The sequence below is a fragment of the Halorubellus litoreus genome (assembly GCF_055378595.1).
Genome location: NZ_AP043836.1, coordinates 1793969 through 1817781 on the forward strand (window position 1 = coordinate 1793969; position 23813 = coordinate 1817781).

The following is a 23813-nucleotide window of genomic DNA, read 5'->3' on the forward strand; positions in this document are numbered from 1 at the left end:
TTCCACGACCGACCAGCCACAGCGCTCGGTCGGTCGCTGCGTTCGAACAGCGAACAGCCACAGCGCTCGGTCGATTCGCATCGAGAGGTGACCAGCGGCAGCGCTCGGTCGGTTCGGTCGGGTCGGTCGACGCGGTCGAGCGAGCGCGTGCCGTGCGCTACGAGCGCTCGCTCGCGAGGTCGTGGACGTCGACGCCGTCGTCGGTGCCGACGTGGACGGTGTCGGCGAGGTCGACGAACAGGCCGTGTTCGACGACGCCCGGGGTCGTCGAGAGCGCGGTCGCGAGCGCGCGCGGGTCGTCGACGGCGTCGAACGTGCAGTCGAGGACGAGGTTCCCGTTGTCGGTGACGACCGGGCCGTCCTTGCGGTCGGCGCGCCGGAGGCTGGGGTCGCCGCCGCGGTCGCGGACGGCGTCGGCGACGACGGTGCGCGCGGCCGGCAGGACCTCCACCGGGACCGGCACGGACACGGAGGCGGCGAGCTTCGACGGGTCGGCGACGACGTGGAACGCGTCCGCGGCCGCGTCCACGAGCTTCTCGCGGGCGTGCGCCGCCCCGCCGCCCTTGACGAGGACGCTGGAGGCGGCTCCCGTCTCGTCGTCGCTGTGGACGCCGACGACCTGGTCGGCGCCGTCGATGGCGACGTCGACGCCGTCGACCGCGTCCAGGTCCGCGAGCGGGACGCCGACCTCGCGGGCGAGTTCGCGCGACGCGAACGACGTCGGGACGCCGACGACGTCCAGGCCGGCGTCGACGCGCTCGCCGAGTTCCCGGATGGCGTGCGCGGCGGTCGACCCGGTTCCGAGCCCGACGACCGCGCCGTCATCGACTCGCGCGGCGGCGCGCTCGCCGGCTCGACGCTTCTGGTCCTCGCTTCCGCCGGACTGCTTCATGCCCGAGACGCTCGCGGCCCCGGCAGGTAGGCGCTTCGGTCGCTCGCTGGCCGTCCCGGCGCGCGCCGATGGGGCCTAGCGCGTGCCGAGAGGGCTTCGTCGGGTGCGGTATTGATACGTCCGGACGCCCTCGTTCGAGTCGTGACTGGAGGACCTCCAGGTGGAGAGGACGCCGTTGCGTCCTCGACCACCGACGCAGACGACGGCGGCGAGCGCGGTGACGACGCCGCGGTCGAACTCGTGGACGCCCGGAAGACGTACCAGCTCGGCGAGCCCGTGCACGCACTCGACGGCGTGTCCGTCGACGTCCCACGTGGCTCGTACACGGCCGTCATGGGGCCGTCGGGGTCCGGGAAGTCGACGCTCATGAACCTCGTCGGGTGCCTGGACACGCCGACGTCCGGGTCGGTGTTCGTCGACGGGGCGGACGTCGGCGCGATGAACGACCGGGAGCGAACGCGCGTCCGCGGCGAGAAGGTCGGGTTCGTGTTCCAGACGTTCAACCTCATGCCGCGGCTGACGGCCGTGGAGAACGTCGCCCTCCCGCTCGTCTTCCGTGGCGTCTCGAAGGACGAACGCCACGAGCGCGCGGCGAGCATCCTCGAGCGCGTCGGCCTCGGCGACCGTCTCGAGCACGCACCGAACGAGCTCTCGGGCGGGCAACGCCAGCGCGTCGCGATCGCTCGCGCGCTCGTGAACGACCCGGCGCTGTTGCTCGCGGACGAGCCGACGGGGAACCTCGACTCGGAGACGGGCGCGAACATCCTCGACCTGTTCGACGAACTCAAAGCGGAGGGGAACACGCTCGTCATGGTGACTCACGAGCGCGACGTCGCCGAGCGCGCCGACCGCATCATCCACCTGCTCGACGGCAAGATCGAGCGAATCGAAGCGGTCGGTGACCTCGAAGGCCGCCAGCACGACGACGAGTCGGCGGCGAGCGAACGCGAGGGCGCTCGCGGCGACGGCGGTGCGGGCGGTCGCGACGCCGACGTCGGCGGTGATGGGTCGTGAAGGCGGGGACGACGGTAACGATGGCGTGGCGCGCCATCCGCGCGCACAAGCTCCGGTCGACGCTGACGACCCTGGGTGTGGTCATCGGCGTCGCCGCGGTCCTGACGTTCGTCATCCTCGGCGCGAGCCTGCAGGCGGGCGTCATCGGCGACGTGAGTCCGGACGACCGCGAGAACGTCTACGGGTGGGCGTCGCCGCCGGACACGAACGGCGGGCCGGGTGCGGGCGCACAGCCCGTGTTCACGCCCCGCGACCTCGCGCAGATAGAGAGCGAGCCCGCGGTCCGGGCAGCCTATGGCTTCCAGCCGATACCGACGCAGACCATCTCGTCCGGGAACGAGACGGTGCCGCGCGGGAGCGGCGTGTACGCGACCGGGCCGGCGTACGTCGACCGCGAGGACGTCGCGGAGGGCCGCCAGTTCCGGATGGGTGAACGCGAAGCCGTCATCAATCCCGCCGCAGCGGCGTTGTTCGAGGAGAACCTCACGGTCGGCGACCGCATCGAGATACAGGTACCTGTCGTCGGGAGCGTGAACGCGACCGTCGTCGGCATCACCGAAGACGCCGAGTCCCGGAGTCCGTTCGAGGGATTCAATCCGGAACCGCGCGTGTACCTCCCGACGGACCCGTACGTGACCGACGTGACGCAAGCCGACCGGACGCGGTTCTCGCTCGTCGTCGTCGAGGCGACGGACCGCGGGAGCGTCGACGACGCCCGGAGCCAGGCGCTCGCGTACCTGAACAGCTCCGAGAGCGACGCCTCCGGGTTCGGCGACGAGGACCTCGTGTACAACTTCCAGACGAGCCTCGAACTCCTCGACCAGTTCCAGGAGCTGTTCAGCGTCCTCCAGAACTTCGTCGTCGGCGTCGCCGCCATCTCGCTGCTCGTCGGCTCCATCGGCATCGCGAACATCATGCTCGTCTCCGTCACCGAACGCACCCGCGAGATCGGCATCATGAAAGCGGTCGGCGCGCAGCGCCGGGACATCCTCCAGTTGTTCATCGTCGAAGCGATGGTGCTCGGCGTCGTCGGCGCCATCCTCGGGCTCGCGCTCGGGCTCGTCGCCGGGTTCGGCGTCGCGGAACTCGTCGGGTTCGAGGAACTCGTCGTCCCCTGGGAGTGGGGCGCCATCGCGGTCGTCGTCGGCATCGCCGTCGGCGTCCTCGCCGGCCTCTACCCGGCGTACAACGCCTCGAAGACCGACCCGATAGACGCGCTCCGGTACGAGTGAGCCCAGGGCGACCGAGCAGCGGCCCATCCCCGGTCTGGTTCGTCGCCGCGACGCTGCCGGTCCCGGGCCTAGAGATAAGACGACTCGCGTGCTACCTTCTACCATGGTCATCCCTGGTTACGACCTCGACGACCTCGACGAGAACCTCCGCGAACGCATCGACGAGAAGAAGCTCGACGACGTCCTCGACGACGAGGACCGCGCGCGACTCGACGCCGGCGAGAGCCTGCTCGACGTCCTCGACGACGACGACCTCGACCGCGTCACAGCCTGACCGCGAGCGCCCGCCCGACTCGGTACCGGGCCGTCAGTCGTCCGCCGCCTGGCCCTCGGTGCCACCGAGGACGCGCGGCTCGATGTACACCGTCTTCACCGACGACTCCATCGTCTTCAGCTTCGACTCGATGTCGGTGATGGCGTCGTCGATCGCCTCGGTGTCCATGTCGCTCCGGAACGCGACGTCCGCGGTGACGACGAGCTTCTGCGGGCCGAAGAACACCGTCCGGAAGTCCGCGACGTTCTCCACGCCCTCCCACTCCGCGACGACGTCACGCAGCGGGCTCTCGGCGTCCTCCGGCAGACTCTCCCCGAGGATGAGGCGCTTGTTCTCCCACGCCAGCAGTATCGCGAACCCCATGAGGAGGAGGCCGATGATGAACGCGGACGACGCGTCGTAGATCGGGTTCCCGGTCGTCCGGGAGAGGTAGACGCCCAGCAGCGCGATACCGGCGCCGGCGCCCGCGATGGTGTCCTCCGTGAGCGCGGTGAGCGTCGTGATGTCGCTGGACTTCCGGAACGCCTCGCGGACGGACGTCCACCCGTTGCGCTCCATCTGCTTCCTGATGGCCTTGTACGCCTTCGCGAACGCCCACGCTTCGAAGATGACCGCACCGATGAGGACGGTGTAGTTCACCCACACGCTCGGGATCGACACCTCGACCACGGGGAGAAGGACCGAGGACGCGTCCACGGGCTCGGGGTGGTTGATGGCGTGCCAGCCGTGCTTCGCGGACTCCCAGCCGGCGATACCGAACAGCATCACGGAGACGAGGAACGCGTAGAAGAACTGCGCCTTCCCGTACCCGAAGGGGTGACTACGGGAGGCGTCCTTCCCGCCGTACTTGATGCCGACGAGGAGGAACACCTGATTCCCGGTGTCGGATATCGAGTGATACACTTCCGAGAGCATCGCGGGACTGCCCGTCAGCAGGTAGCCGACGAACTTCATGACCGCGATGGCTCCGTTCGCGATGAGGGCCGCGAGGACGACGCTGGTACTGGAGGCCATCTGTTATCGTTCTTTCACGCACTCTCGGGTGCAAAAGTAGTTTCCGTATCGCCGCGGCGGCCCGCTACCCGCCTCCCAGCCGACGCCGCGGCGGCCCGTTCAGGCGGGCACGTACGTCCAGACGTCGTCGTCGCCGTCGGTCGGCGCGGTGACGCCGGGGAGCGTGCGGAGGCGTGGTCGCACGCACTCCCACCACTTCTGGCGGTCGTCGTAGCCGGCGCTGTGCGGGCCGTAGACGGCGTCGATGATGCCGGCGTCGGTCGCCGCGCCGTGCTCGGCGAGGTACTCCCACGCGTTCCGGATAGCGTCGCGACGCCAGTCCTGCATCATCTCGCTCACGCCGGGGACGTCGAGGTCGGCGATGGCGTCCTCGACCGCGTCGGTCCGGTCGGCGTCCGGCGTGCCGGACGCGAGCCGTTCGACGTGCGCGGTCGCGGGCAGGTACCAGACGCGTAATGTCGCCGCGCCGGACTGCAGTTGTTTCGTCGCGAGGTCGCCGTCGGCGACGAGCGCGTCGAGCGCGTCCGCCGCGCGCTCTCGCTCGACGCCGGTCTCGTCGACGACCTCGGGGAGCGTGCGTGGTGCGGCGTCGACGAACGCGGCCGACACCGCGTCGCGGTCGACGACCGCCGGCCGCTCCGGGTGGTCGTCGCCGGCGGGTGTCGTCGCGTCGTCGCGTTCGCGCTCCTGGGACATGCGCCCGAGTTAGTGACGCGCCCACATGGTCCTTTCCCACTCGACGCCACCGCGTCGGCTCGAGACCGACCGTCGGTCGGCCCGGTCGGGTGCCACTGCGTCGGGGCGTGCCGAAAGACACGACCCCCGCCGGTTCGAACGACGCGTATGCTCGTCGTCGTCTCGGACTCGCACCGCGAGACCGGTACCGGACTGGAGGGGCGGACGCTCGACGCCGTCCGCGAGGCGGACGTGGTCGCGCACGCCGGGGACTTCGTCACCGAGGACGCCCTGGACGCGTTCCATGACGCCGCCTCGCGACTGCACGCCGTGCACGGGAACGCCGACCGGCCCGCGGTGAAAGAGCGCTTGCCGACCGCGCGGTCGTTCTCGTACGCGGACGTATCGGTCGCGATGACGCACCGCCAGCGCGGCGGCGGGATGGGTCTGGCGCTGTTCGGACGGGAGCGCGACGCGGACCTCGTCGTCTCCGGGCACACGCACCGACCCCGGGTCGCGGACGCGGACGGCCTGACGCTCCTGAACCCGGGGAGTCACGCGGACCCGCGCGGGAACCGACCCGGGCACGCGGAACTCGAACCGACCGATGGCGGGCTCGAGGGTCGACTCGTGTCGCCGGACGGAACCGTCGCGGAGACCTTCCACGTTCCCACGGACGAACGTGGGGACGCGCGGTAGGCTGGGCGTGCAGAAGGTCGGGCGCGCAGGAGGTTGGGCGTGCAGTAGGTCGGGCGCATGGGAGTCGCACCCGCGTCGCTCCACGGCCGTGGCGGAGCGTAATCGGTCGCCGAACACAGAGACGGACCGCAGGAAGGGTAGGGGTTGGTGGAGGTGGGCGTTCGGTCAGGGGGGCCGCTGCGTCAACGGGGATGGGTGGGGGATGGCGTCAGCGGGACGGCGTGCGACGCGTCGTCGCACGCCACGTGGGTGGGTGGGGGGTGGAGGGTGGGCGTCAGCGTGACGCCCGGGACGCACCTGTACGTACAGCGTATGTATCAAAAGGCATACCGAATACTCAAAGCGGAGTTTTACCTAGCCTTGAATCGTCGACTCGACGGCCACCGGTTCGTCCGCGTCGGGGGTCGAGAGGTGCGCTGGCGGTCGTTCAGGCGCTCGTGGTGTACCAGTACGCGAACCCGGCGGCGAGGACGAGTGCGCCACCGAGGAAGAACGCGACGCCCGGCGGAACCGCGTTCAGCGCGGCGTCGGCCGCGCTCGTCGCGGCGTCCGTGGCGGCGGTCGTCGTCTCGACGGTCGAGTTGTTCGCGTTCCCCGCGACCGGTGCCTCGCCCGGGCCCGGTGCGGGGCGACCGACGCCGGCGTCGCCGCCGAACAGCGCGCCGAGGTCGCCGGCGAGCGCCTGCACGAGCACGGACAGCCCGGCGAGGAGCGCGAACGCGCCGAGGAGGCGCGTGAGCGCGGCTTTCAGTCCCGTGGACTTCTCCTCGCCGCCAGCGAACACGACCAGCGGCTGGTTCGCGGGCGCGTACACCTTCATCTCGCGGCCCTTCGCGGAGTACGCGGTGTCGATGACCTCGATGACGTCCGCGTCCTCGAGTTTCTCCAGGTGGTACTGGGTGTTCTGGAGGGAGGTGTCGACGCGGTCGGCGAGCTTCGACGGTGTCGCTGGGTCCTCGTGGAGTGCCGTCAGCAGTTCCCTGGCAGTGCCCGAGGAGAGCGCCCCGATGAGGTCGTCGGCGTCCTCGCTGTCGAGCCCGATGACGCGGGGTTCCGCGTCCTCGACGGCCGACGTGTCGGGGGTGGAGGGCAGCAAGTCAGCCATGTGCTACGGCTAGTCATCGGTTCCCATGAATGTTTGTATATTTCTCCCCGGGAAAAACGCGGCACCGAACCGTCGAACGAACGTCGCTGATGGTTGGTCGTCCGTGAAAGAATCCGGCGTATCCGCTTCACGTCTCACAGAAAACTGGTGCGAGGTATGGAAATCACCAGTAGTTCTGGTAGCATTACTCATGGGGCACGATAGCACGAGGCGTGGCTCTGGGTGCGAGCAAGCGACGCACGCTGCGAAAGGCCTATAGCGCCGCTACCGGAACGTCCACGCAACAATGGCGTGGTTAGGCTTCATCCCGGAGGACCCAGTCGCGCTCGTGTTCGTCCTCCTGGTCCTCGGCCTCATCTTCTTCGTGTACCTCATGCTCCGCAAGACCGTCACGGAATTCAGCGAGGGCATGCGGAAAGGCCAGAACTAGCCGGTTCGACGACGACCCTCGAGCGTCGACGGCGAGTTAGTCGACGACGTCCGCGACGACGTCGACAGCGTCGTCCACGTCCTCGCGCGTGACGTCGAGGTGCGTGCAGAGGCGGACGCGACCATCACCGAACCCGGAGCACTGCACGCCCGCGTCGCTGCACGCGTCCGCGAACTCGTCCTCGGTCATCCCCGTCCCGGTGACGTCGGCGACGACGATGTTCGTCTCCGGTTGCTCGACGGTGACCCCCGAGACGTCGTCGAGCCCGGCGGCGAGGAGCTGTGCGTGCTCGTGGTCGGTCGCGAGCCGGTCGACGTTCTCGAGCGCGTACAGGCCGGCGGCGCCGAGGACGCCCGCTTGCCGCATCCCGCCACCGAAGAGCTTCCGGACGCGTCGCGCCTCCGAAATGAAGTCCTCGCTCCCGACGAGCATCGACCCGACGGGGGCACCCAGGCCCTTCGAGAGACAGAACATCACGGAGTCGACGTGCGCGGCGAACGCGCTCGCGGGTTCGTCGAGCGCCACCGCGGCGTTGAACAGTCGCGCACCGTCGAGATGCACTGGCACGCCGGCGTTGCGAGCGACCGCCGCGGCGTCCCCGAGTTCGCTCGGCGGTATCGCGAGCCCGCCGCGCGAGTTGTGCGTGTTCTCCAGACAGAGCAAGCCCGTGCCGGGCCGATGCAGGTCCTCCTCGAGGAGCGCGGCCTCGACCTGCTCGGGGGCGGGCACGCCGCGGTGCGCGTCGAACGTCCGCACCTGTAACTCGGCGTGCTGCGCGAACCCCGCGAGTTCCCACTTGTAGACGTGACTCTGGACGTCCACGACGGCCTCCTGGCCGCGGTCGGTGTGGACGCGCGCCGCGATCTGGTTCCCCATCGTTCCACTGGGAACGAACAGCGCCGCCTCCATCCCGAGTCGCTCCGCGGCGCGCGCCTCCAACTCGTTGAGCGTCGGGTCCTCGCCGTAGACGTCGTCGCCGACGTCGGCGTCGGCCATCGCCGCCCGCATCTCCTCGCTCGGTGTCGTCACCGTATCGCTCCTGAGGTCTATCATGCCCGGACGTACCCGCGGTGCGAGCAAAAACCTGCCCCACGCGGAACCGCGACCCCGACCGCGACCCCCAGCGACGCTACGGTGACCGGTGGCCGTCCCGCTGCGGCGCGGCCGAGGGTTCAAGTACGAACCCGCGGCCACGAGCGGCATGCCGCAGACAGCAACCGCGACGCTGTACGCCGGGGACGCGACCGTCGTCGAGGACGCCACCGACCGCCGCGAGTACCGCGGGCGCGTCGTCGTGCTCGCGAAACCTGACGGGACCGTCCTCGTGCACGACGAGTCGGGCTACCAGCCGGTCGCGTGGCTGACGCGCGCCGACGCCGTCACCGTCACCGACGACGAGGACGCGGTGCGCGTGACCGCGCACGACGAACGTGCCGACGACTGGCTGCGCGTCACCGGCCACGACGCCGGCGGCGACGCCGACGGCCGCCCCGCGCTCTCCGGCCGCTATCCGGTGTCAGTTGCCGGTGACCCCGTCGGCGATTGCCCGGACTGCGACGGCGCGCTCGTCGACACCGGCGGCGCCGTCGCGTGCATCCACTGCGACGAGGTGCACGGCTATCCCGACGACGCCGTCCTCCACGGCGCCCGCTGCGATTGTGGGCTCCCACGGATGCGCGTCGAACGCGGCGCCGCCATCGACTGCTGCGTCGACCGCAACTGCGAGCCCCTCGACGACCGCGTCCGCGACCACCTCGACCGCGCCTTCGACTGCACGGACTGCGACGGCGACCTCGTCGTCCAACGCGAACGCGGCCTCTACCTCGCCTGCGAACACCGCCCCGACTGCGACACCGCGTTCTACGTCCCCAGCGGGATCCACGACGGCACCTGCGACTGCGGGCTCCCCGCGTTCGCCGTCGCCAACGGCCGTCGCTGCCTCGACGCCACCTGCGAGGCGACCTGACAGAACGACGCAGTACCGCGAGAACCGACGACGTGGCGGACGCCAGCGCGCAGGAACGGACGACGTGGCGGACGCAACACCGTAGGAACGGACGACGTGGCGGACGCAACACCGTAGGAACGGACGACGTGGCGGACGCAACACCGTAGGAACCGACGACGTGGCGGTCGTCGGATGCTGGTGCGGGCAGGGAGACGGGAAACGGCGTCCTGGCGGACGCCGTATGCTGGTGCGACCAGTGCGTACCGACACCGCTTTCGGCGACCACCGAGTCCCTGCGAACATGAACATCGAGGGTCACGTCGACGGCGACGTCGTGCACGTGGGGCACGACGCTCGCCAGCGGTTCCACGACTCGCGCGGGTACGGCTATCCCCTGGAGGGGAACGACGTCGCGCTCGCGCCCGTCGAGGCCGCGCACCTGCTCGCCAGGGACGACCTCGCGGCGGTCGACGGCATGGACTTCCGCGCGTTCCTCCGCGCGAGCGACGACCCGACCCTCCCCGTCCGCTATCTCGTGTACGCGGACCTCCGCGAGCGCGGGTTCTACAGCGCGCCCTCGCACCCGGACTGGACCGAGTTCGCGCGGGACGGAGATGACCTCGTCGTCTACCCCCGCGGGAGCGGCCCGGGCGACGGCGAACTCGCCTACAGGGTACGCGTCACCGGCGAACGCACCGAGGTCCCCGCTCGCGCGCTCGGGGACTGCGTGCTCGCGGTCGTCGACGAGGAATCGGAGATCACGTACCTCGACACGTCTCGGCCCGACGTCGCCGGCGACGTCGACGCGGGCCTCCCGGGGGGCGCGGACGCTGACCTGCTCGCGGACCGCGTCACCGTCTGGGGCGCGAGTGGAGAGTCGCTCTACGAGACGGGGTTCTACGGCACGCCGCTCTCGGGGCGCGACACCGGCCGGGACGCGGTCGTGCTGTCGCTCGTCGAAGCCGCGTATCTCGCCGCGGAGGACGCGCTCGACGTCGACCCCGCCGCGGCGGTCGCCAGAGGACGGGACGTCGAAGGCGAGCGGTTCGACCGCCGACTCGCCGCGTACCGCGACCTCCGCGCCGCGGGGGTCGCCCCCAAGACCGGGTTCAAGTTCGGCGCCGACTTCCGGACGTACGCCGACTTCCAGAACCCTGAGAACGTCGGGCACAGCGAACGCCTCGTGCGCGTCCTCCCCAGCGGGCACGCGTTCGCGCCACGCGACCTCGCGCTCGACGTCCGCCTCGCCAACGGCGTCAAGAAGACGATGACGTACGCCGTCGTCGACGCGAACGGCGACGGTGCGGCGAGCGTCGACTGGCTCGCCATCCAGCGACTCACGCCCTGAACTCGCGACCGCGACCGACGACTATCGCTGCAACAGCCAGACGAGCGCGTACCCGAGTATCGCGAGTGTAACGGCGAACGCGACCCGCTCCGGGAGCGCGTGCCCTCCTGGGTTCGTCGCGGCCACGAACGCGAGCGTGGCGAGCGCATACCCGGTAGCCCCGTGGTCGAGTCCGTCGAGCACGCGTGCGACTGGCTGCACGGGTCGAGGTCCGGACCGGGGACGCAAAACGCCTTGTGGTGTCCCGCCGCTCCCGACTCGCGAGGTGGTGTCGAGAGCGAACGCTTTTTGCGCGTTCCGCGGCGAGTGCGGAGTATGACAGACGACGACGCGGACGCGCGAGACCAGCCGGTTGGGTCCGGCGACCGCGTGGACGGGCTTCGCGCCGACGGCGGGGAGACCGCCGCGGCGGGTGCTGACGACGTGACGCTCGACCCGTGGGGTTCGTCCACGGTGGCCGATTACCGGAAACTGTTCGAGGAGTTCGGCATCGAGGAGTTCGACGAACTGCTGGAGGGCGTGCCGAACCCGCACTACCTGATGCGCCGGGGCGTCATCTTCGGGCATCGGGACTACGAGCCGGTCGCGAAGGCGATGCGAGAGGGCGAGCCGTTCGCGGCGCTGTCGGGGTTCATGCCGACCGGGGACCCGCACATCGGGCACAAGCTCGTGTTCGACGAGATAATCTGGCACCAACAGCAGGGCGGTGACGCGTACGGCCTCATCGCGGACCTCGAAGCCCACGCTGCGCGTGGCCTCACCTGGGACGAGATCGACGAGCACTCGCGGGACTACCTCCTCTCCCTCATCGCGCTCGGATTCGACCCCGAGGACGGCACGCTGTACCGGCAGAGCGAGAACCGCGAGCTCCAGGACCTCGCGTTCGAGCTGGGTGCGGAGGCGAACTTCTCGGAGTTCCAGGCGATCTACGGGTTCGACGGCGAGACCGACGTGAGTCACATGCAGAGCGTCGTCACGCAGATGGCGGACATCCTCTACCCCCAGCTCGAGGAACCGAAGCCGACCGTCATCCCCGTCGGGCCCGACCAGGACCCGCACGTCCGGCTGGCGCGGGACCTCGCGACGCGGATGCGGTTCTTCAAGGTCTCGAAGGCGTACGCGAGCTTCGAGTGCGACGACGCCGAGCGCGAGCTCGTCGCGGCGGCGTACGCGGCGCTCGCTGACGACCTGGACGAGGACGAGATGGTGCGGTGCGAGGACGCGGCGGACTGGCTGCGCGAGCACGCACCCGAGCCGACCGGCGCGCGCGAGTCCGTCGCGGCGAAGCTCGACGAGGCCGGGATGGAGCCCGTTCGACCGCGCACGCGGTTCTTCGACCGGCAGGCGACCGACGACGCGTTCGAGGCACTCATCGACGCCGTCGACGGCGAGAAGCGCGTGTACGAGGGGCACGTGGACGCGTTCGACCTCGACCGCGGCGAGGCCGAGGAGCTCGCCCGGCAGGTCGAACTCGACCACGGCGGGTACGGGTTCGTCGCGCCCTCCTCGATCTACCATCGGTTCATGACGGGGCTGACGGGCGGGAAGATGTCGTCGTCGGTTCCGGCGAGCCACATCAGTCTGCTCGACGACCCGGAGGACGGCTACGACAAGGTGAAGTCCGCGACCACGGGCGGTCGCCAGTCCGCCGAGGAGCAACGCGAGAAGGGCGGGAAGGCGGACGAGTGCCCGGTGTACGAGCTCTATGCCTATCTGCTCGCGAACGACGACGACGACTTCGCGACCGAGGTGTACGAGGAGTGCGTCGGCGGCGAGCGCCTCTGCGGGGACTGCAAGGAGCAGGCCGCGACCCTGATGCGCGAGTTCCTGGAGGACCACCAGGAGAAGCGCGCGGAGGCCGAGGCGTTGCTCGACGACCTCGACATCGAACTGGAGTCCTCGCGGAAGCGGTAGACCGTCGAGAACGGAGAACGGCCGAGGGCGCAGACCTCGCACAGCCGCTCCGTATCCTCCGCTGACAGGTTTTCTCGCCTGCTCGTCTGACGAAAATATATACGTTCGTCCGACGAAGCACGAAGTCACGCGGAGTCATGCGCCAGGGTACCTCGGGGTTCGAGCGAGAGGACGCGCTCGCGTGCGCGGACGTCCTCGGCGGGTTCGGCGTGTCGAGTGCGCACGTCAGAGAGCACGTCGCGGACGCGACGACCGTCGACCCGCGCGAGGACCTGGAGACCGCCATCCAGCGGGCGCTCGCGGACCCCGAGCATCCGACGGCGTTCGTTCGACGGACGGTCGCGGCGGCACCCCGGGGCGTGGATTCGCCCGCGCGGTTCTGGACGACGGCGCCGGAGACCCAGCTCGGGGACGTGTTCGCGGCGATCGACTGGACGTTCGACGTGAAGAGCGCGAACGGCCGGTCGCTCTCGGTGGACGACGCCCAACCGTACCGGTTGCGCGTCGAGGACGCCGACGGGCGGACGCGCTCGACCGAGTTCTCGTTCCCGGACTCGCCGCTGGGCGACGACAACTATCCGGCGCTCGTGGACGCCGTCAACCGCGAGCTCCTGTTCGGCCTGGACTGTCGGTTCGTGCAGTTGTCGGACGGCACGGATCGCTGGCGGTTCGCGCTCGTCGAGACCGACGAACTCGACCGGCTCGTCGAGCGGTTCGGCGAGCGCATCACGGCGTTCGACCGGCCGTTGCTCGCCGCGGACCAGCCGGCGGCGTACGTCCCGGACGCCGACGCGGATGTGGTCGAAGACGCTGGCGGCGTGCCGGTGCCGGCGTGGGCGAGCGAGTCCCGCGAGCGCTCGTGGCGCGGCCGTCGACTGACGGCGGACGCGTTCGACGCGGACCACGTCGGCGGTCTCGATCACCTCGCGAACGACGAGTCTGCGTCCGCGAGCGACCGCGAGGAGGCGGACGCGGCCGACGCCGCGGCCGCTATCGAGTTCGTCGACGGTTCCGACGACGAGTCGGTGGATGCCGGGTCGGACGACGGTGCGAGCGACGCGAGCACGTCGACGCGAGCGGGGTCGACGGTCGTCCGCGATGCCGACGCACCGGTCGTCCGCGACGCGGAGACGGATGGCGTCCCGAGTGCGGAGACGGGGTCGAACGCGGACGACGACGACCTCGACGGGTGGTCCATCGGTGGGTCGGTCGACGCGACCACTCGCTCCGCGGACCCGGTCGACGACGGGTCGTCGTCGAGCGACCTGTCGACGTCGGGATTCACGTGGGGCGACGACGCGAACGACGGCGACGCGGGGACCGTCGTGGACGCCGATGCGCGTGCCGACGACGGCGTCGACGCAGCGGACGGCGAGAGCGACGGCGACGCCGAGAACGACGGCGATGGCGACGACGGGTTCTTCTCGGCGGACGCGGTGTCGTCGTTCGACGCGGGCGCGAAGACGAGTCGCGTCGGCGGCGACTCCTTCGGCGTGGACGCCGGCGAGCAGACCGAGGACGACCGGTTCGCGGCGGTCGGCGCTGCAATCGCCGCACCCGCCGGTATCTCGTGTCGCGGGCTGCTCGACGACGACGAGTTCCTCCCCGAGATCCCACGTGCGGAGCCCGCGGAGACCAGGCTCACGTTCGAGGACGAGTTCGACCCGACCGCCAATCCGGCGGACGAACGCGAGACCGACGACGGGTTCGTCTGGGTGAACGAGTCCTCGGGGGTCGGCGAGGACCGGACGAGCGCGAGCGACTGATACGCCCAGTGGGACGCTGCTCGGCTGGCGACGCGCTCACGCTGGCTTCCGGAACGCGCTCACGCCGGCTTCCGGACGTAGACCGCCGGCGAGCCGCTTCGCTGGACGTAGTCGGCGTCGGGGTCGGCGTCCACCGCGGTCCAGTAGTTCCTGGGGTGGTGGCCGAGGACGTCGTGGATGCGGTCGTACGTGAGGAGGTTCTCGCCGTCGGCGACGAGACTGAACGCCTCGCGTTTGTCGTGGTCGTCGTCGGTGAGCCCCTGCGCCCACGCCTGCATGTTCCGGTTCGGGTACGTGAACGCGAGCGCGCCACCGGGTGCGGTGAGCCGCCAGAGCTCGCGGAGCGCGGCCTCGGCGTCGCGGACGAAGTACAGGACCGCCATGCAGTAGACGACGTCGAACGCGCGGTCGATGCCGGTGTCGGGGAGCGTCGCGACGTCGAACGCGACGTTCTCGACGCCCTCGCGGTCGGCTTTCTCGCGGTTCGCGTCGACGACCGCGGGCGCGGCGTCGTAGCACGCGAACGAGACGTCCGGGCGGCCCGCGGCGACGTCGAACTCGGCCGCGGCGGGCCCGCACCCGATGCTCGCGACCGCGTCGACGTCGCCGACGACCTCGAGGAACGCGTCCAGGTGCGCGGCCATGTCGTCGCCGCCGACGTACGCGCCGCGGTCCCAGTCACCGCCGTCGTAGTACGACTCCCACGAGAACCCCATACCGGTGGTCCGACCGGTCGCGGCTTCAGGGTTGTGGAGCGCGACCGGTCGCGGCTTCAGGGTCGTGGAGCGCGTTCGCGCTCGACGCGCCCGTAAACGATGCCTACGCCCAAGTTGGAACCGGCTACGTCTCGGTCGGTGGCGCCTACCACGTGAAACGATTACAACTATTAAATAATATCGTCCCGATACCTGATTTAATGGCAACCACGTCCAGCCCAGATGAAGTGCCGTCCGTCCCGTACACCCCGGCCGGCGACGTCGACGAGGTGCTCACCGAGCTCGAAGACGTCGACGTCTACACGGTCGCGGACGAGACCGACGACGACGAAGCCGTGCTCCCGGTGCTCGACGACGCGCTCGCGGAACTCGCAGCGGTCGTCGACGCGCCGACCGACGCGGCGAGCGACACCGACGACGACCATTCCGGGTGCGACGCCGGTGGGCTCGCTCGCGACCGCGCGGACTTCGAGGAGGTCGCGGCGAACACCGAGGTCGACTCCATTCCCTACGAGAACGCGGCGGCGTTCCTCGCGAACACGCTGTACGCGGTCCCGCCGGCGAACACGCGCTTCGAGTGGGCCGACGTCGACGACCCGACGCCGGACTGGGACCTCGACGTCGACTGGTAGCGACGCCGGTGGGACGGGTGGACGTGGTGGCGTGGGCGACCGTCTGGTGGACGCGGTGGCGTGGGCGACCGTCTGGTGGACGCGGTGTCGACGGAACGTTTAACCGGCGAGGGACGCGTACGTCGTAGCATGGTAGCCGTACCCGGCTCCGGTGGTAGCGTCGACGAGCACGCTCGCGTCCACGGAGTCGGCTTCTTCTTTGCGGCGGCGTGAGCGCGGTGGACGGCCGCCGCGGTCTGGGACGCGAGCAGTCGCGTGCCGGCGTGTGGTGGTCGCGAAACCGCGGTCGTCGCGTTGTCGGAACAGATAACTGACCGAGTTGCGGATACGCATACAAGATTGATGGAACTGAAAGCGACACACGTCGCGGTCTTGGAGGCCGCGGATGCGACCGAGGCGCGGTCGGTCGACGCGCTCGCGGACGACACGGGGGAGCCCCCGGAGTCGGTCGCGGGTGCGGCGTTCGACCTCGCGGAGCGCGGGCTCGTCGACGTCACGGAGCGCGTCGAGGAGACCGTCGAACTGACAGCGGAGGGTGAATCGTATCGAGACGCGGGCCTGCCGGAGGTCCGCCTGTATCGGGCGGCGCGAGACGTCGGTGCGACCGACGCCGAGGCGGTCCCGATGGGCGAGGTCATCGGGGCGAGCGACCTCGGTGACGCGGTCGACATCGCCTTGGCGAACTACGCGCGGAAGGGGTACGGGGTCGTCGACAGCGGCGAGGTCACCGCGGACCCGGACGCGGACCCGGACGCGGACGCCGAGGCGGCGGCGCTCGACGCGGTCGCCGCAGGCGATGCGATCGACGAGGACGTGCGCTCCGACCTCGAACGTCGGAACCTCGTCGTCGTCGACGAGCGCACGGTCCGGTTCGTGGAACTGACGGAGGACGGCGTCACCGCGCTCATGGAGGGCGTGGAGGCGACGGACGCGGTCGGCCAGGTCACGCCCGAGATGCTTTCCTCCGGCGAGTGGCGCGACGCGGAGTTCGCCGACTACGACGTCGAGGCGGACGCTGACGTCGAGCACGCCGGCAAGGAGCACGTGCTCCGGCAGACCGCGGAGCGCGTGAAGGACGTCCTCGTCGGGATGGGGTTCCAGGAGATGGACGGCCCGCACGCGGACGCGGAGTTCTGGATCAACGACTGCCTGTTCATGCCCCAGGACCACCCCGCCAGGACGCACTGGGACCAGTTCGCGCTCGACGTCCCGCCGATGCAGGACCTCCCCGAGGACCTCATGGACCGCGTGGAGCACGCGCACCGCGAGGGCGTCGGCGAGGACGGCGACGGCTATCACTCGCCGTGGGGCGAGGAGATGGCGCGCGGCGTCGACCTCCGCGGGCACACGACCTCGCTCTCCATGCGGTATCTCTCGGGCGAGCAGGTCGGCGACCTGGAACCCCCGGAGCGGTACTTCAGCGTCGAGAAGGTGTACCGGAACGACACCCTGGACGCCACGCACCTCTTGGAGTTCTTCCAGATCGAGGGCTGGGTGATGGCCGAGGACCTCTCCGTCCGCGACCTGATGGGGACGTTCGAGGAGTTCTACGCGCAGTTCGGTATCACCGACATCGAGTTCAAGCCCCACTACAATCCGTACACGGAGCCGAGCTTCGAGCTGTTCGGCGAGCATCCCGAGACCGGTGAAGTGGTCGAGATCGGGAACTCCGGGTTGTTCCGCGAGGAGGTCCTGGAGCCGCTCGGCGTCGAGTGCGACGTGATGGCGTGGGGGCTCGCCCTGGAGCGACTGCTGATGCTCACGCACGGGTTCGAGGACATCCGCGACGTGCACGGGACGCTCGTCGACCTCGACTTCCTGCGGAACGAGGAGGTGGTGTACTGATGCCCGTCGTCGACGTCCACCCCGACGAGCTCCGCGAGCTCACCGGGCACGACGAGAAGGGAGACGAGGAACTCAAGAGCGACCTGTTCGCGCTCGGCCTCGAGTTCGAGGGCGAGACCGAGGACGGCGCGTTCGAACTCGAGTTCGCGCCCGACCGTCTCGACCGGCTGAGCGTCGAGGGCGTCGCGCGCAGCCTCCGTTATCAGTACGGCGACGACCGCGGCGTCTACGTCCCGAAGACGAACGACGCGGACTGGACGATCGAGGTCGACGAGTCGGTGCCGGACGAGCGCCCGTACGTCACGGGCGCCGTGATCCGGGACGTGAACCTGGACGACGACGCGCTGGATTCGCTCATCCAACTGCAGGAGAAACTGCACGCGACGATGGGCCGCAAGCGCGCGAAGGGCGCTATCGGTATCCACGACCTCACGATGCTGAAGGGCTCGGCGGTCGAACGCGACGACGACGCCGCGGACGCGGGCGAGACCGCGGCTGACGTCGGCGACGACGTCCGCGTCTCGGAGACGAACAAGTCCATCTCGTACGTGGGCGTCGAGCCGGACGAGGACGAGTTCGTACCCCTCGACAGCGACCGCGAGATGACGCCCGCCGAGGTCCTCACGGACCACCAGACGGGCCGCGAGTACGCGGACCTCGTGAGCGGCTACGAGCGGTATCCCGCCATCTACGACGACCTCGGGTTGTTCTCGTTCCCGCCGGTCATCAACGGTCGCCGGACCGAGGTCTCCACCGATTCGCGGAACCTGTTCGTGGAGATGACGGGGACCGACCAGTGGACGATCGACAAGATGCTGAACGTCGTCTGTTACGCGCTCGAAGCGCGCGGGGCGACCGTCGAGGAGGTCCAGGTCGAGTACCCCGATTCGGGCGTGTACGCCGACGACGACCTCGTCGACCCGGGCGCGACGCTCGTCCGCCCGAACCTCGACGTCGACGAGAAGCGCGTCAGCCACGAGCGCATCGAGCGCGTGCTCGGCGTCACGCTCGACGCGAGCGACGTCGTCGACCTCGCGGAGCGCGCCGGGCTGGACGCGGCACCCATCGACACCGCCACGGGCGAGCATCCCGAGGCGAGCGAGCGCGCCGGGAGTGACCTGCCGGACGACCCGCGCGGGAGCATCGAGGGGAACCAGCCGACGACGGCGAGCGCCGACCAGGACGACGTCGACGCCGGCCCGACCGTCGCGGGCGACCTCGTGTACGACGTCGCCATCCCGCCGTACCGCGTCGACGTCCTGCACGCGCTCGACGTCGTCGACGACCTCGGTCGCGCGTACGGCTTCAACGAACTGGAGCCGAAGTCGCCGGACGTCTCCACGACCGGCGGCCGTCACGAGCGCTCGCGCCTCGAACGCGCGGTCCGCGGCCAGCTCGTCGGCCTCGGCTTCCAGGACCTCCTGAACTTCCACATGGTCGCTCGCGAGGACAACTACGACCGCATGCACCTCGCGCCCGCCGACAGCGCGACCGACGCGAGCGCGCTCGGCGCCGAACCGCCCGTGACCATCACGGAGCCGTACAGCGAGGACTACGAGATGCTGCGGTCGTGGGCGCTCCCGAGCCTCGCGATGGTCCTCGAGAACAACACGCACCGTGCGTACCCCCAGGACCTCGCGGAGATCGGGCTCGTCGCGCACGTCGACCCCGACGAACCCACGGGCGTCCGCGAGGAACGCCACGTCGCCGCCGTCCTGGCTCGCGCCGACGCCTCCTACGAGGACGCCAAGAGCCGATTGCAGGCGCTCGCGCGGAACTTCGACGTCGACCTCGCGACCCCGCCGACAGAGCATCCGTCGTTCATCGACGGGCGCACCGCGACCGTCGTCATCGACGGCGAACCCGCGGGCGTCGTCGGCGAACTCCACCCGAGCGTGCTCGTCGAGCACGACCTCGAGGTGCCGGCGGTGGGGTTCGAGTTCGACCTCGCGGCGCTCGAGTAAGGGGCGCCGGACACCTTTTCACCCATGTTTTGCGGGTCGCGAGCGAAGCGAGACGACGGAGTCGTCTCGAATGACGAACGGGCGAAGCCCGTGAGTCGAAGCGAGGCGACCCGACAAAAGAAGGTCGGGGCAGGACCTCGAGGTGCCGGCGGTGGGGTTCGAGTTCGACCTCGCGGCGCTCGAGGAGGGTTCCGCACTCGGGTCCGTTAGCGAGTGAATCTGGTGGGGCTGTCGGTTGTAACTCGATTACTCCTCACAGCGGGTGGGGGTGAAAAACTGGCGTCTCCTTCTGTCTGTAGCTCGTTGATTGGTCATGCAGCATAAGTTGGGGAACCGGTCGTTCGACGAGATACTCGACGCGTTCGGGCACGTGCAGCGCCGGAAGCTGTTGCGTGCGCTGCTGATACACAACCCGCAGGACGACGACCCGGCGGTGATCGACGTGGACGAATCGGTCGAGGAGGAGTTCACGCGGTTCCTCGAGATGCGGCACGTGCATCTCCCGAAGCTCGCGGATTACGGGTTCATCGTCTGGGACCGCGAGACGAACGAGGTGTCGAAGGGCCCGAACTTCGACGAGATACGGCCGCTGTTGGCGCTCCTCGTCGACCACGAGGACGAACTCCCCGACGACTGGCTGTAGCGCGCCGGACCGACCGACGGGACGGGCACGTGGCCGGGTTCGGCGAAAGGGAAAGGTTTCTGCGGGCCGCTGTCGGACTGCAAGGTATGGATCCTCGAGTACGTAAGCACGCACAGATCATCGCGACTCATTCGGCCGGTATCGAGGCGGGCGACAACGTGGTCGTCGACGCGCACGGGACGGCTGGCGACCTGGTGACGGCGCTGTTCGAGCAGTGCGCGGACGTCGGCGCGAACCCGCTGTCGATCAACCAGCGGATGGGTGACCGGTTCCGGCGTGCGTACCTCCGGAACGCGGACCCCGAGGACTTCGAGTTGCCGAGTCACGAGATGGCGTTGTTCGAGGAGATGGACGTCTACGTCGCGATCCGGTCGGGCGCGAACGTCACGCAGACGAGCGACGTCGACAGCGACGTGCAGATGGCGTACGACAAGGCGCGACGGCCGCTGCTCGAGGAGCGACTGGGGAAGACGTGGGTGCTCACGCAGTACCCGACGGACTCGTTCGCGCAGCTCGCGGAGATGAGCACCGAGGCGTACGAGGGGTTCGTGTGGGACGCGGTGAACAAGGACTGGGAGGCCCAGGGCGAGTTCCAGCAGCAGATGGTGGACATCCTGAACGACGGCGACGAGGTCCGCATCGTCTCCGGCGAGGAGACGGACCTGACGATGAGCGTCGCTGGGAACTCGACGCTGAACGACACCGCGGAACGGAACCTCCCCGGCGGCGAGGTGTTCACGGCACCCGTGAAGGATTCCGTCGAGGGCGAGGTCCTCTTCGACAAACCGCTCTACCATCAGGGCCGCGAGATAACGGGCGTCCACCTCGTCTTCGAGGACGGGAAGGTCGTCGAGCACAGCGCGGAGAAGAACGAGGACGTCCTGACGGGCGTGCTCGACACCGACGACGGCGCGCGCTACCTCGGCGAACTCGGCATCGGGATGAACCGCGACATCACCGAGTTCACGTACAACATGCTGTTCGACGAGAAGATGGGCGACACCGTCCACATGGCCGTCGGGCGCGCGTACGACGCCACCGTCGGCGACGACAACGAACAGAACGACTCCGCGGTGCACGTCGACATGATCGTGGACATGAGCGAGGACTCGCGCATCGAGGTCGACGGCGAGGTCGTCCAGCGCGACGGCACCTTCAAGTTCGAAGACGGGTTCGAGGAGTAACGCGGCGCTCGCGCCGCGGAACCCACGAACGGCGAGCGAAGCGAGCCGTGAGTGGTCGGGTTCGACGACGAGGCCTGACTCGGTTCACGCTCAGGGTTCTCTAAGGGCGTGAACGCGGCCGTCGCTCCCACCGACGTAGATGGTGTCGTCGACGACCGCCGGGGAACCACGTATCGTGTAGTCGAGGACTTCGACCCATCGTTCGCACCCGTCTTCGGCGTCGAGTGCGTAGAATCCCCCTTCGGTGTCGGCGACGTAGACCACGTCGTCCGCAACGCTCGGGCCGCCGATGCCCGTCTGAATGTTGAGCGTCCGCCGCCAGCGAACGGAGCCGTCAGTGGCATCGAGCGCGTACAGTCTTCCGTCGCCCGTCGGAGCGAACACGCACCCATCGGCGACTGCGAGCGACGAACTCGGCACGACGTCGAACCGCCAGCGGACGCGACCGTCTGTCACCGACAGCGCGTAGACCGATCCCGAACTCTGCTCGCCGACGTACACGGTATCGTCGACGACACTCGGCGGCGTGATTCCGGCTTCTCCGTAGTCGAGGGTCCGCCATCTGAACTCGCCCGTGCCGAGATCGATAGCGTTCAATCCACCTGACGGGATTCCTGCAGCGTAGACCACGTCGTCCACGACTGCCATGCCGCCCTGGACGCCGTCGCTGAGATTTGCACTGAAGCGAACCGTCCCGTCGCTAGCGTCGACACCGGTGACCAGACTCGAGTAGTCCCCGAAGACGACGGTGTCGCCGGCGACGACCGCGGCGACCTCGCCGGTGTCCTCGAAGGCGGTCCGCCAGCGGCGCTCGCCGGTGGAGACGTCCACCGCGTGACCGAACCGGTCGTTGCCGATGAGGTACGCCGAACCGTCTACGATCGACGCCGGAGCATACGTCCCGCCTTGGATGGGGTATCGCCAGCGCACCGTTCCAGTGTCCGCACTGAGGGCGTAGAGACCGCCGCGTCGCCCCGTGCCGGTGGCGTACACGACGTCGTCGTCGACGACCGCTTCGTTGGCTCGATCGAGACTCACGAGCTTCGACCATGCTTCCTCGACCCCGTCGGTGGGGCCGCGACTCGCTCGCGTCCAACTGGTGTTCGCGAAGTCGTGCTGAACGGTCGGCCAGTCGCGGTCGCTCGGAACCCGCCCGTCGTCGTGCTGGCCGACGCGTCGGACGTTGTCGAACACCCAGCCAGCGTCGCCGCTGGCGTAGAACCCGATGCCGCCACTGGTGGGTGCGCCGCTCGGCTCTGACGCGCGGAGCGTGGCGAGCTCGGCGACGTCGACGACGAGTTCCGTACCCGAGGATGCCCAGTCGACCTCGACGCGATAGAAGCGCTCGCGCTGGAAGTCCGCGGTCGCGCTCGCGATGGTGGTCTCGTCCTGGGGAGCGCGACTGTACTGGAGTCGAACCTCGCTCTCGGCTGGTTCGAACTCGAGTTCGTAGCGGTGCTGGAAGTCGTCTGGCTGGACTCCGAATCCGAACATCGCGTAGCTGTTCCAGTCGCCGAAGGTTCCGAAGTCCAGGTGGATGCGATCGCCACGCTGCGGGTACGTGGGTAGGCCGCGGTACGAACGGATGTCCTCCCCACCTCCGTCCTGGAACTGGAGGGCTCCGGAGCCGTCCGCGGTCGGCTCCGAGACGACGGTCCAGTTCGTCGGTGGGTCGCCCCCGTCGTACTCGTCGAGGTCGCCGTCCTCGAAATCGTCGACGACGAGGCCGTCCTGGTCGTCGCCATCGTCGCCGTCGCTGCGGTCGTCGCAGTCGAGGATGGTGACGTAGTCGAACAGCCAGCCGGCGTCGCCGCTGGCGTAGAACCCGATGCCGCCGCCGGTTGGCGCGTCACCGGGTTCGCTCGCGCGGAGGGTCGTCCCGTCGTCGTCCGGGTCGGTGACGGTCACCACGATGTCGTCGCTCGACGCCGCCCAGTCCACCTCGACGATCTGTCGGTCGCGGCCGTCGAACGACCGGGACGCGCTGGCGATGGTCTCCTCGTCGCCGGGAGCGCGACTGTACTGGAGGCGGACCTCGTCGGCGGCGGGTTCGAACTCGAGTTCGTACCGCCGCTGGAAGTTCTCGGAGTCGGCGATGGCGAAGCTGAACATCGCGTACCCGTCCCAGTTCCCGTAGGGGTAGAACAGGAACGAGAACTGGTCGCCGCGACGCGGGTACGTCTCGAGCCCGCTGTAGGACTGAAGGTCCGGGCCGTCGCCGCCCTGGAACTCGAGGACGCGGCCGTTGCGGAACGACGCGACCCGCCAGTTGGCCATCGGGCCGTCCCTGGCGACGTACTCGTCGAGGTCGCCGTCCTGGAAGTCGTCGACGACGCAGCGCGACCGTCCGCGCTCGCGGTGGCGTTCGCTGGCCCCGTGCCCCGCTCGCTCGCCGCTTCCGGCGGCGTTGCCGCTCGCGCCCGCGAACGCGCCAGCGCCGAGCGCCCGGAGCAGAAGCCGTCGGTCGATTCCCCGTCGTTCGTCGTCCGCGTGGCCCATGCCTCCTCTGGTGACGACC

General features: G+C 69.5%; 22 protein-coding genes. 14 read left to right on the forward strand and 8 right to left on the reverse strand.

The genetic code is table 11. The features are described 5' to 3' along the window. Positions 1–157: 157 nt before the first annotated feature. On the reverse strand, positions 158–892 hold the full coding sequence (rpiA, locus tag ACZ48X_RS13090; protein ID WP_336349293.1) for a ribose-5-phosphate isomerase RpiA: 735 nt from the start codon (positions 890–892) through the stop codon (positions 158–160). A 240-nt stretch (positions 893–1132) separates the two neighbouring features. Between rpiA and ACZ48X_RS13095 the strand changes: the two genes are divergently transcribed. The 3 genes from ACZ48X_RS13095 (at position 1133) to ACZ48X_RS13105 (ending at position 3412) form a co-directional block, all read left to right on the forward strand. After that, positions 1133–1906, forward strand: a complete 774-nt coding sequence (locus ACZ48X_RS13095; RefSeq protein WP_336349667.1) for an ABC transporter ATP-binding protein — start codon at positions 1133–1135, stop codon at positions 1904–1906. 20 nt (positions 1907–1926) lie between these two features. Beyond that, positions 1927–3138 carry an ABC transporter permease gene (locus tag ACZ48X_RS13100; RefSeq protein ID WP_379762012.1) on the forward strand — a complete coding sequence of 404 codons (1212 nt, stop codon included), beginning with the start codon at positions 1927–1929 and terminating at the stop codon, positions 3136–3138. A gap of 103 nt (positions 3139–3241) precedes the next feature. After that, complete coding sequence (locus tag ACZ48X_RS13105) at positions 3242–3412, forward strand: DUF8027 family protein (RefSeq protein ID WP_336349291.1); 171 nt, start codon at positions 3242–3244, stop codon at positions 3410–3412. A 33-nt stretch (positions 3413–3445) separates the two neighbouring features. On the opposite strand, the gene ACZ48X_RS13110 is transcribed toward ACZ48X_RS13105, so the two are convergent. Then, positions 3446–4426: a cation diffusion facilitator family transporter gene (locus ACZ48X_RS13110; RefSeq protein WP_336349290.1), complete on the reverse strand. Its 981-nt coding sequence runs from the start codon at positions 4424–4426 to the stop codon at positions 3446–3448. 99 nt (positions 4427–4525) lie between these two features. After that, positions 4526–5122: a hypothetical protein gene (locus tag ACZ48X_RS13115; RefSeq protein ID WP_336349289.1), complete on the reverse strand. Its 597-nt coding sequence runs from the start codon at positions 5120–5122 to the stop codon at positions 4526–4528. 147 nt (positions 5123–5269) lie between these two features. On the opposite strand from ACZ48X_RS13115, the gene ACZ48X_RS13120 reads away from it, so the two are divergent. Continuing rightward, positions 5270–5800, forward strand: a complete 531-nt coding sequence (locus ACZ48X_RS13120; RefSeq protein WP_336349288.1) for a metallophosphoesterase — start codon at positions 5270–5272, stop codon at positions 5798–5800. 427 nt (positions 5801–6227) lie between these two features. Here the strand turns inward: ACZ48X_RS13120 and ACZ48X_RS13125 are convergent, their stop codons facing one another. After that, on the reverse strand, positions 6228–6905 hold the full coding sequence (locus tag ACZ48X_RS13125; RefSeq protein WP_336349287.1) for an ArsR/SmtB family transcription factor: 678 nt from the start codon (positions 6903–6905) through the stop codon (positions 6228–6230). Positions 6906–7191: 286 nt separating this feature from the next. Between ACZ48X_RS13125 and ACZ48X_RS13130 the strand changes: the two genes are divergently transcribed. Continuing rightward, positions 7192–7335 carry a DUF7859 family protein gene (locus tag ACZ48X_RS13130; RefSeq protein WP_227133913.1) on the forward strand — a complete coding sequence of 48 codons (144 nt, stop codon included), beginning with the start codon at positions 7192–7194 and terminating at the stop codon, positions 7333–7335. A 36-nt stretch (positions 7336–7371) separates the two neighbouring features. On the opposite strand, the gene ACZ48X_RS13135 is transcribed toward ACZ48X_RS13130, so the two are convergent. Next, complete coding sequence (locus ACZ48X_RS13135; RefSeq protein ID WP_336349286.1) at positions 7372–8388, reverse strand: threonine aldolase family protein; 1017 nt, start codon at positions 8386–8388, stop codon at positions 7372–7374. Positions 8389–8536: 148 nt separating this feature from the next. On the opposite strand from ACZ48X_RS13135, the gene ACZ48X_RS13140 reads away from it, so the two are divergent. Both ACZ48X_RS13140 and ACZ48X_RS13145 read left to right on the forward strand, forming a co-directional pair. Beyond that, positions 8537–9301 (forward strand): DUF91 domain-containing protein, encoded by a 765-nt coding sequence (locus ACZ48X_RS13140; protein WP_336349285.1) that lies wholly within the window; start codon positions 8537–8539, stop codon positions 9299–9301. Between the two features lie 283 nt (positions 9302–9584). Beyond that, positions 9585–10631: a tRNA-intron lyase gene (locus ACZ48X_RS13145; protein WP_379761826.1), complete on the forward strand. Its 1047-nt coding sequence runs from the start codon at positions 9585–9587 to the stop codon at positions 10629–10631. A 21-nt stretch (positions 10632–10652) separates the two neighbouring features. Here ACZ48X_RS13145 and ACZ48X_RS13150 read toward each other — a convergent pair whose 3' ends face one another. Next, a complete protein-coding gene (locus tag ACZ48X_RS13150) occupies positions 10653–10832 on the reverse strand; it encodes a hypothetical protein (protein WP_336349284.1) in 180 nt (59 codons plus the stop codon). A gap of 114 nt (positions 10833–10946) precedes the next feature. On the opposite strand from ACZ48X_RS13150, the gene ACZ48X_RS13155 reads away from it, so the two are divergent. Together ACZ48X_RS13155 and ACZ48X_RS13160 are read left to right on the forward strand one after the other, a co-directional pair. Further along, positions 10947–12545 carry a tryptophan--tRNA ligase gene (locus ACZ48X_RS13155; RefSeq protein WP_336349283.1) on the forward strand — a complete coding sequence of 533 codons (1599 nt, stop codon included), beginning with the start codon at positions 10947–10949 and terminating at the stop codon, positions 12543–12545. Between the two features lie 137 nt (positions 12546–12682). Then, the gene (locus ACZ48X_RS13160; protein WP_336349282.1) at positions 12683–14311 is read left to right on the forward strand and encodes a hypothetical protein; all 1629 of its coding nucleotides are present in this window, start codon (positions 12683–12685) and stop codon (positions 14309–14311) included. 59 nt (positions 14312–14370) lie between these two features. Here ACZ48X_RS13160 and ACZ48X_RS13165 read toward each other — a convergent pair whose 3' ends face one another. Beyond that, positions 14371–15027 carry a class I SAM-dependent methyltransferase gene (locus tag ACZ48X_RS13165; protein WP_336349281.1) on the reverse strand — a complete coding sequence of 219 codons (657 nt, stop codon included), beginning with the start codon at positions 15025–15027 and terminating at the stop codon, positions 14371–14373. Between the two features lie 200 nt (positions 15028–15227). On the opposite strand from ACZ48X_RS13165, the gene ACZ48X_RS13170 reads away from it, so the two are divergent. The 5 genes from ACZ48X_RS13170 to ACZ48X_RS13190 all read left to right on the forward strand — a co-directional run bounded on the left by ACZ48X_RS13170 (position 15228) and on the right by ACZ48X_RS13190 (position 21295). Further along, positions 15228–15659 carry a hypothetical protein gene (locus tag ACZ48X_RS13170; protein WP_336349280.1) on the forward strand — a complete coding sequence of 144 codons (432 nt, stop codon included), beginning with the start codon at positions 15228–15230 and terminating at the stop codon, positions 15657–15659. Between the two features lie 342 nt (positions 15660–16001). After that, a complete protein-coding gene (pheS, locus tag ACZ48X_RS13175) occupies positions 16002–17504 on the forward strand; it encodes a phenylalanine--tRNA ligase subunit alpha (protein ID WP_336349279.1) in 1503 nt (500 codons plus the stop codon). Beyond that, positions 17504–19468, forward strand: coding sequence for a phenylalanine--tRNA ligase subunit beta (locus ACZ48X_RS13180; RefSeq protein ID WP_336349278.1), 1965 nt, complete (start codon positions 17504–17506; stop codon positions 19466–19468). Before pheS ends, ACZ48X_RS13180 begins: the two co-directional genes overlap by 1 nt. A gap of 313 nt (positions 19469–19781) precedes the next feature. Next, on the forward strand, positions 19782–20111 hold the full coding sequence (locus ACZ48X_RS13185) for a transcriptional regulator (protein ID WP_336349277.1): 330 nt from the start codon (positions 19782–19784) through the stop codon (positions 20109–20111). An 86-nt stretch (positions 20112–20197) separates the two neighbouring features. After that, entirely contained in the window at positions 20198–21295 is a 1098-nt protein-coding gene (locus ACZ48X_RS13190; RefSeq protein WP_336349276.1) for an aminopeptidase, read from the forward strand. Between the two features lie 90 nt (positions 21296–21385). On the opposite strand, the gene ACZ48X_RS13195 is transcribed toward ACZ48X_RS13190, so the two are convergent. Further along, positions 21386–23794 (reverse strand): outer membrane protein assembly factor BamB family protein, encoded by a 2409-nt coding sequence (locus ACZ48X_RS13195; protein ID WP_336349275.1) that lies wholly within the window; start codon positions 23792–23794, stop codon positions 21386–21388. Between the last annotated feature and the right edge of the window lie 19 nt (positions 23795–23813).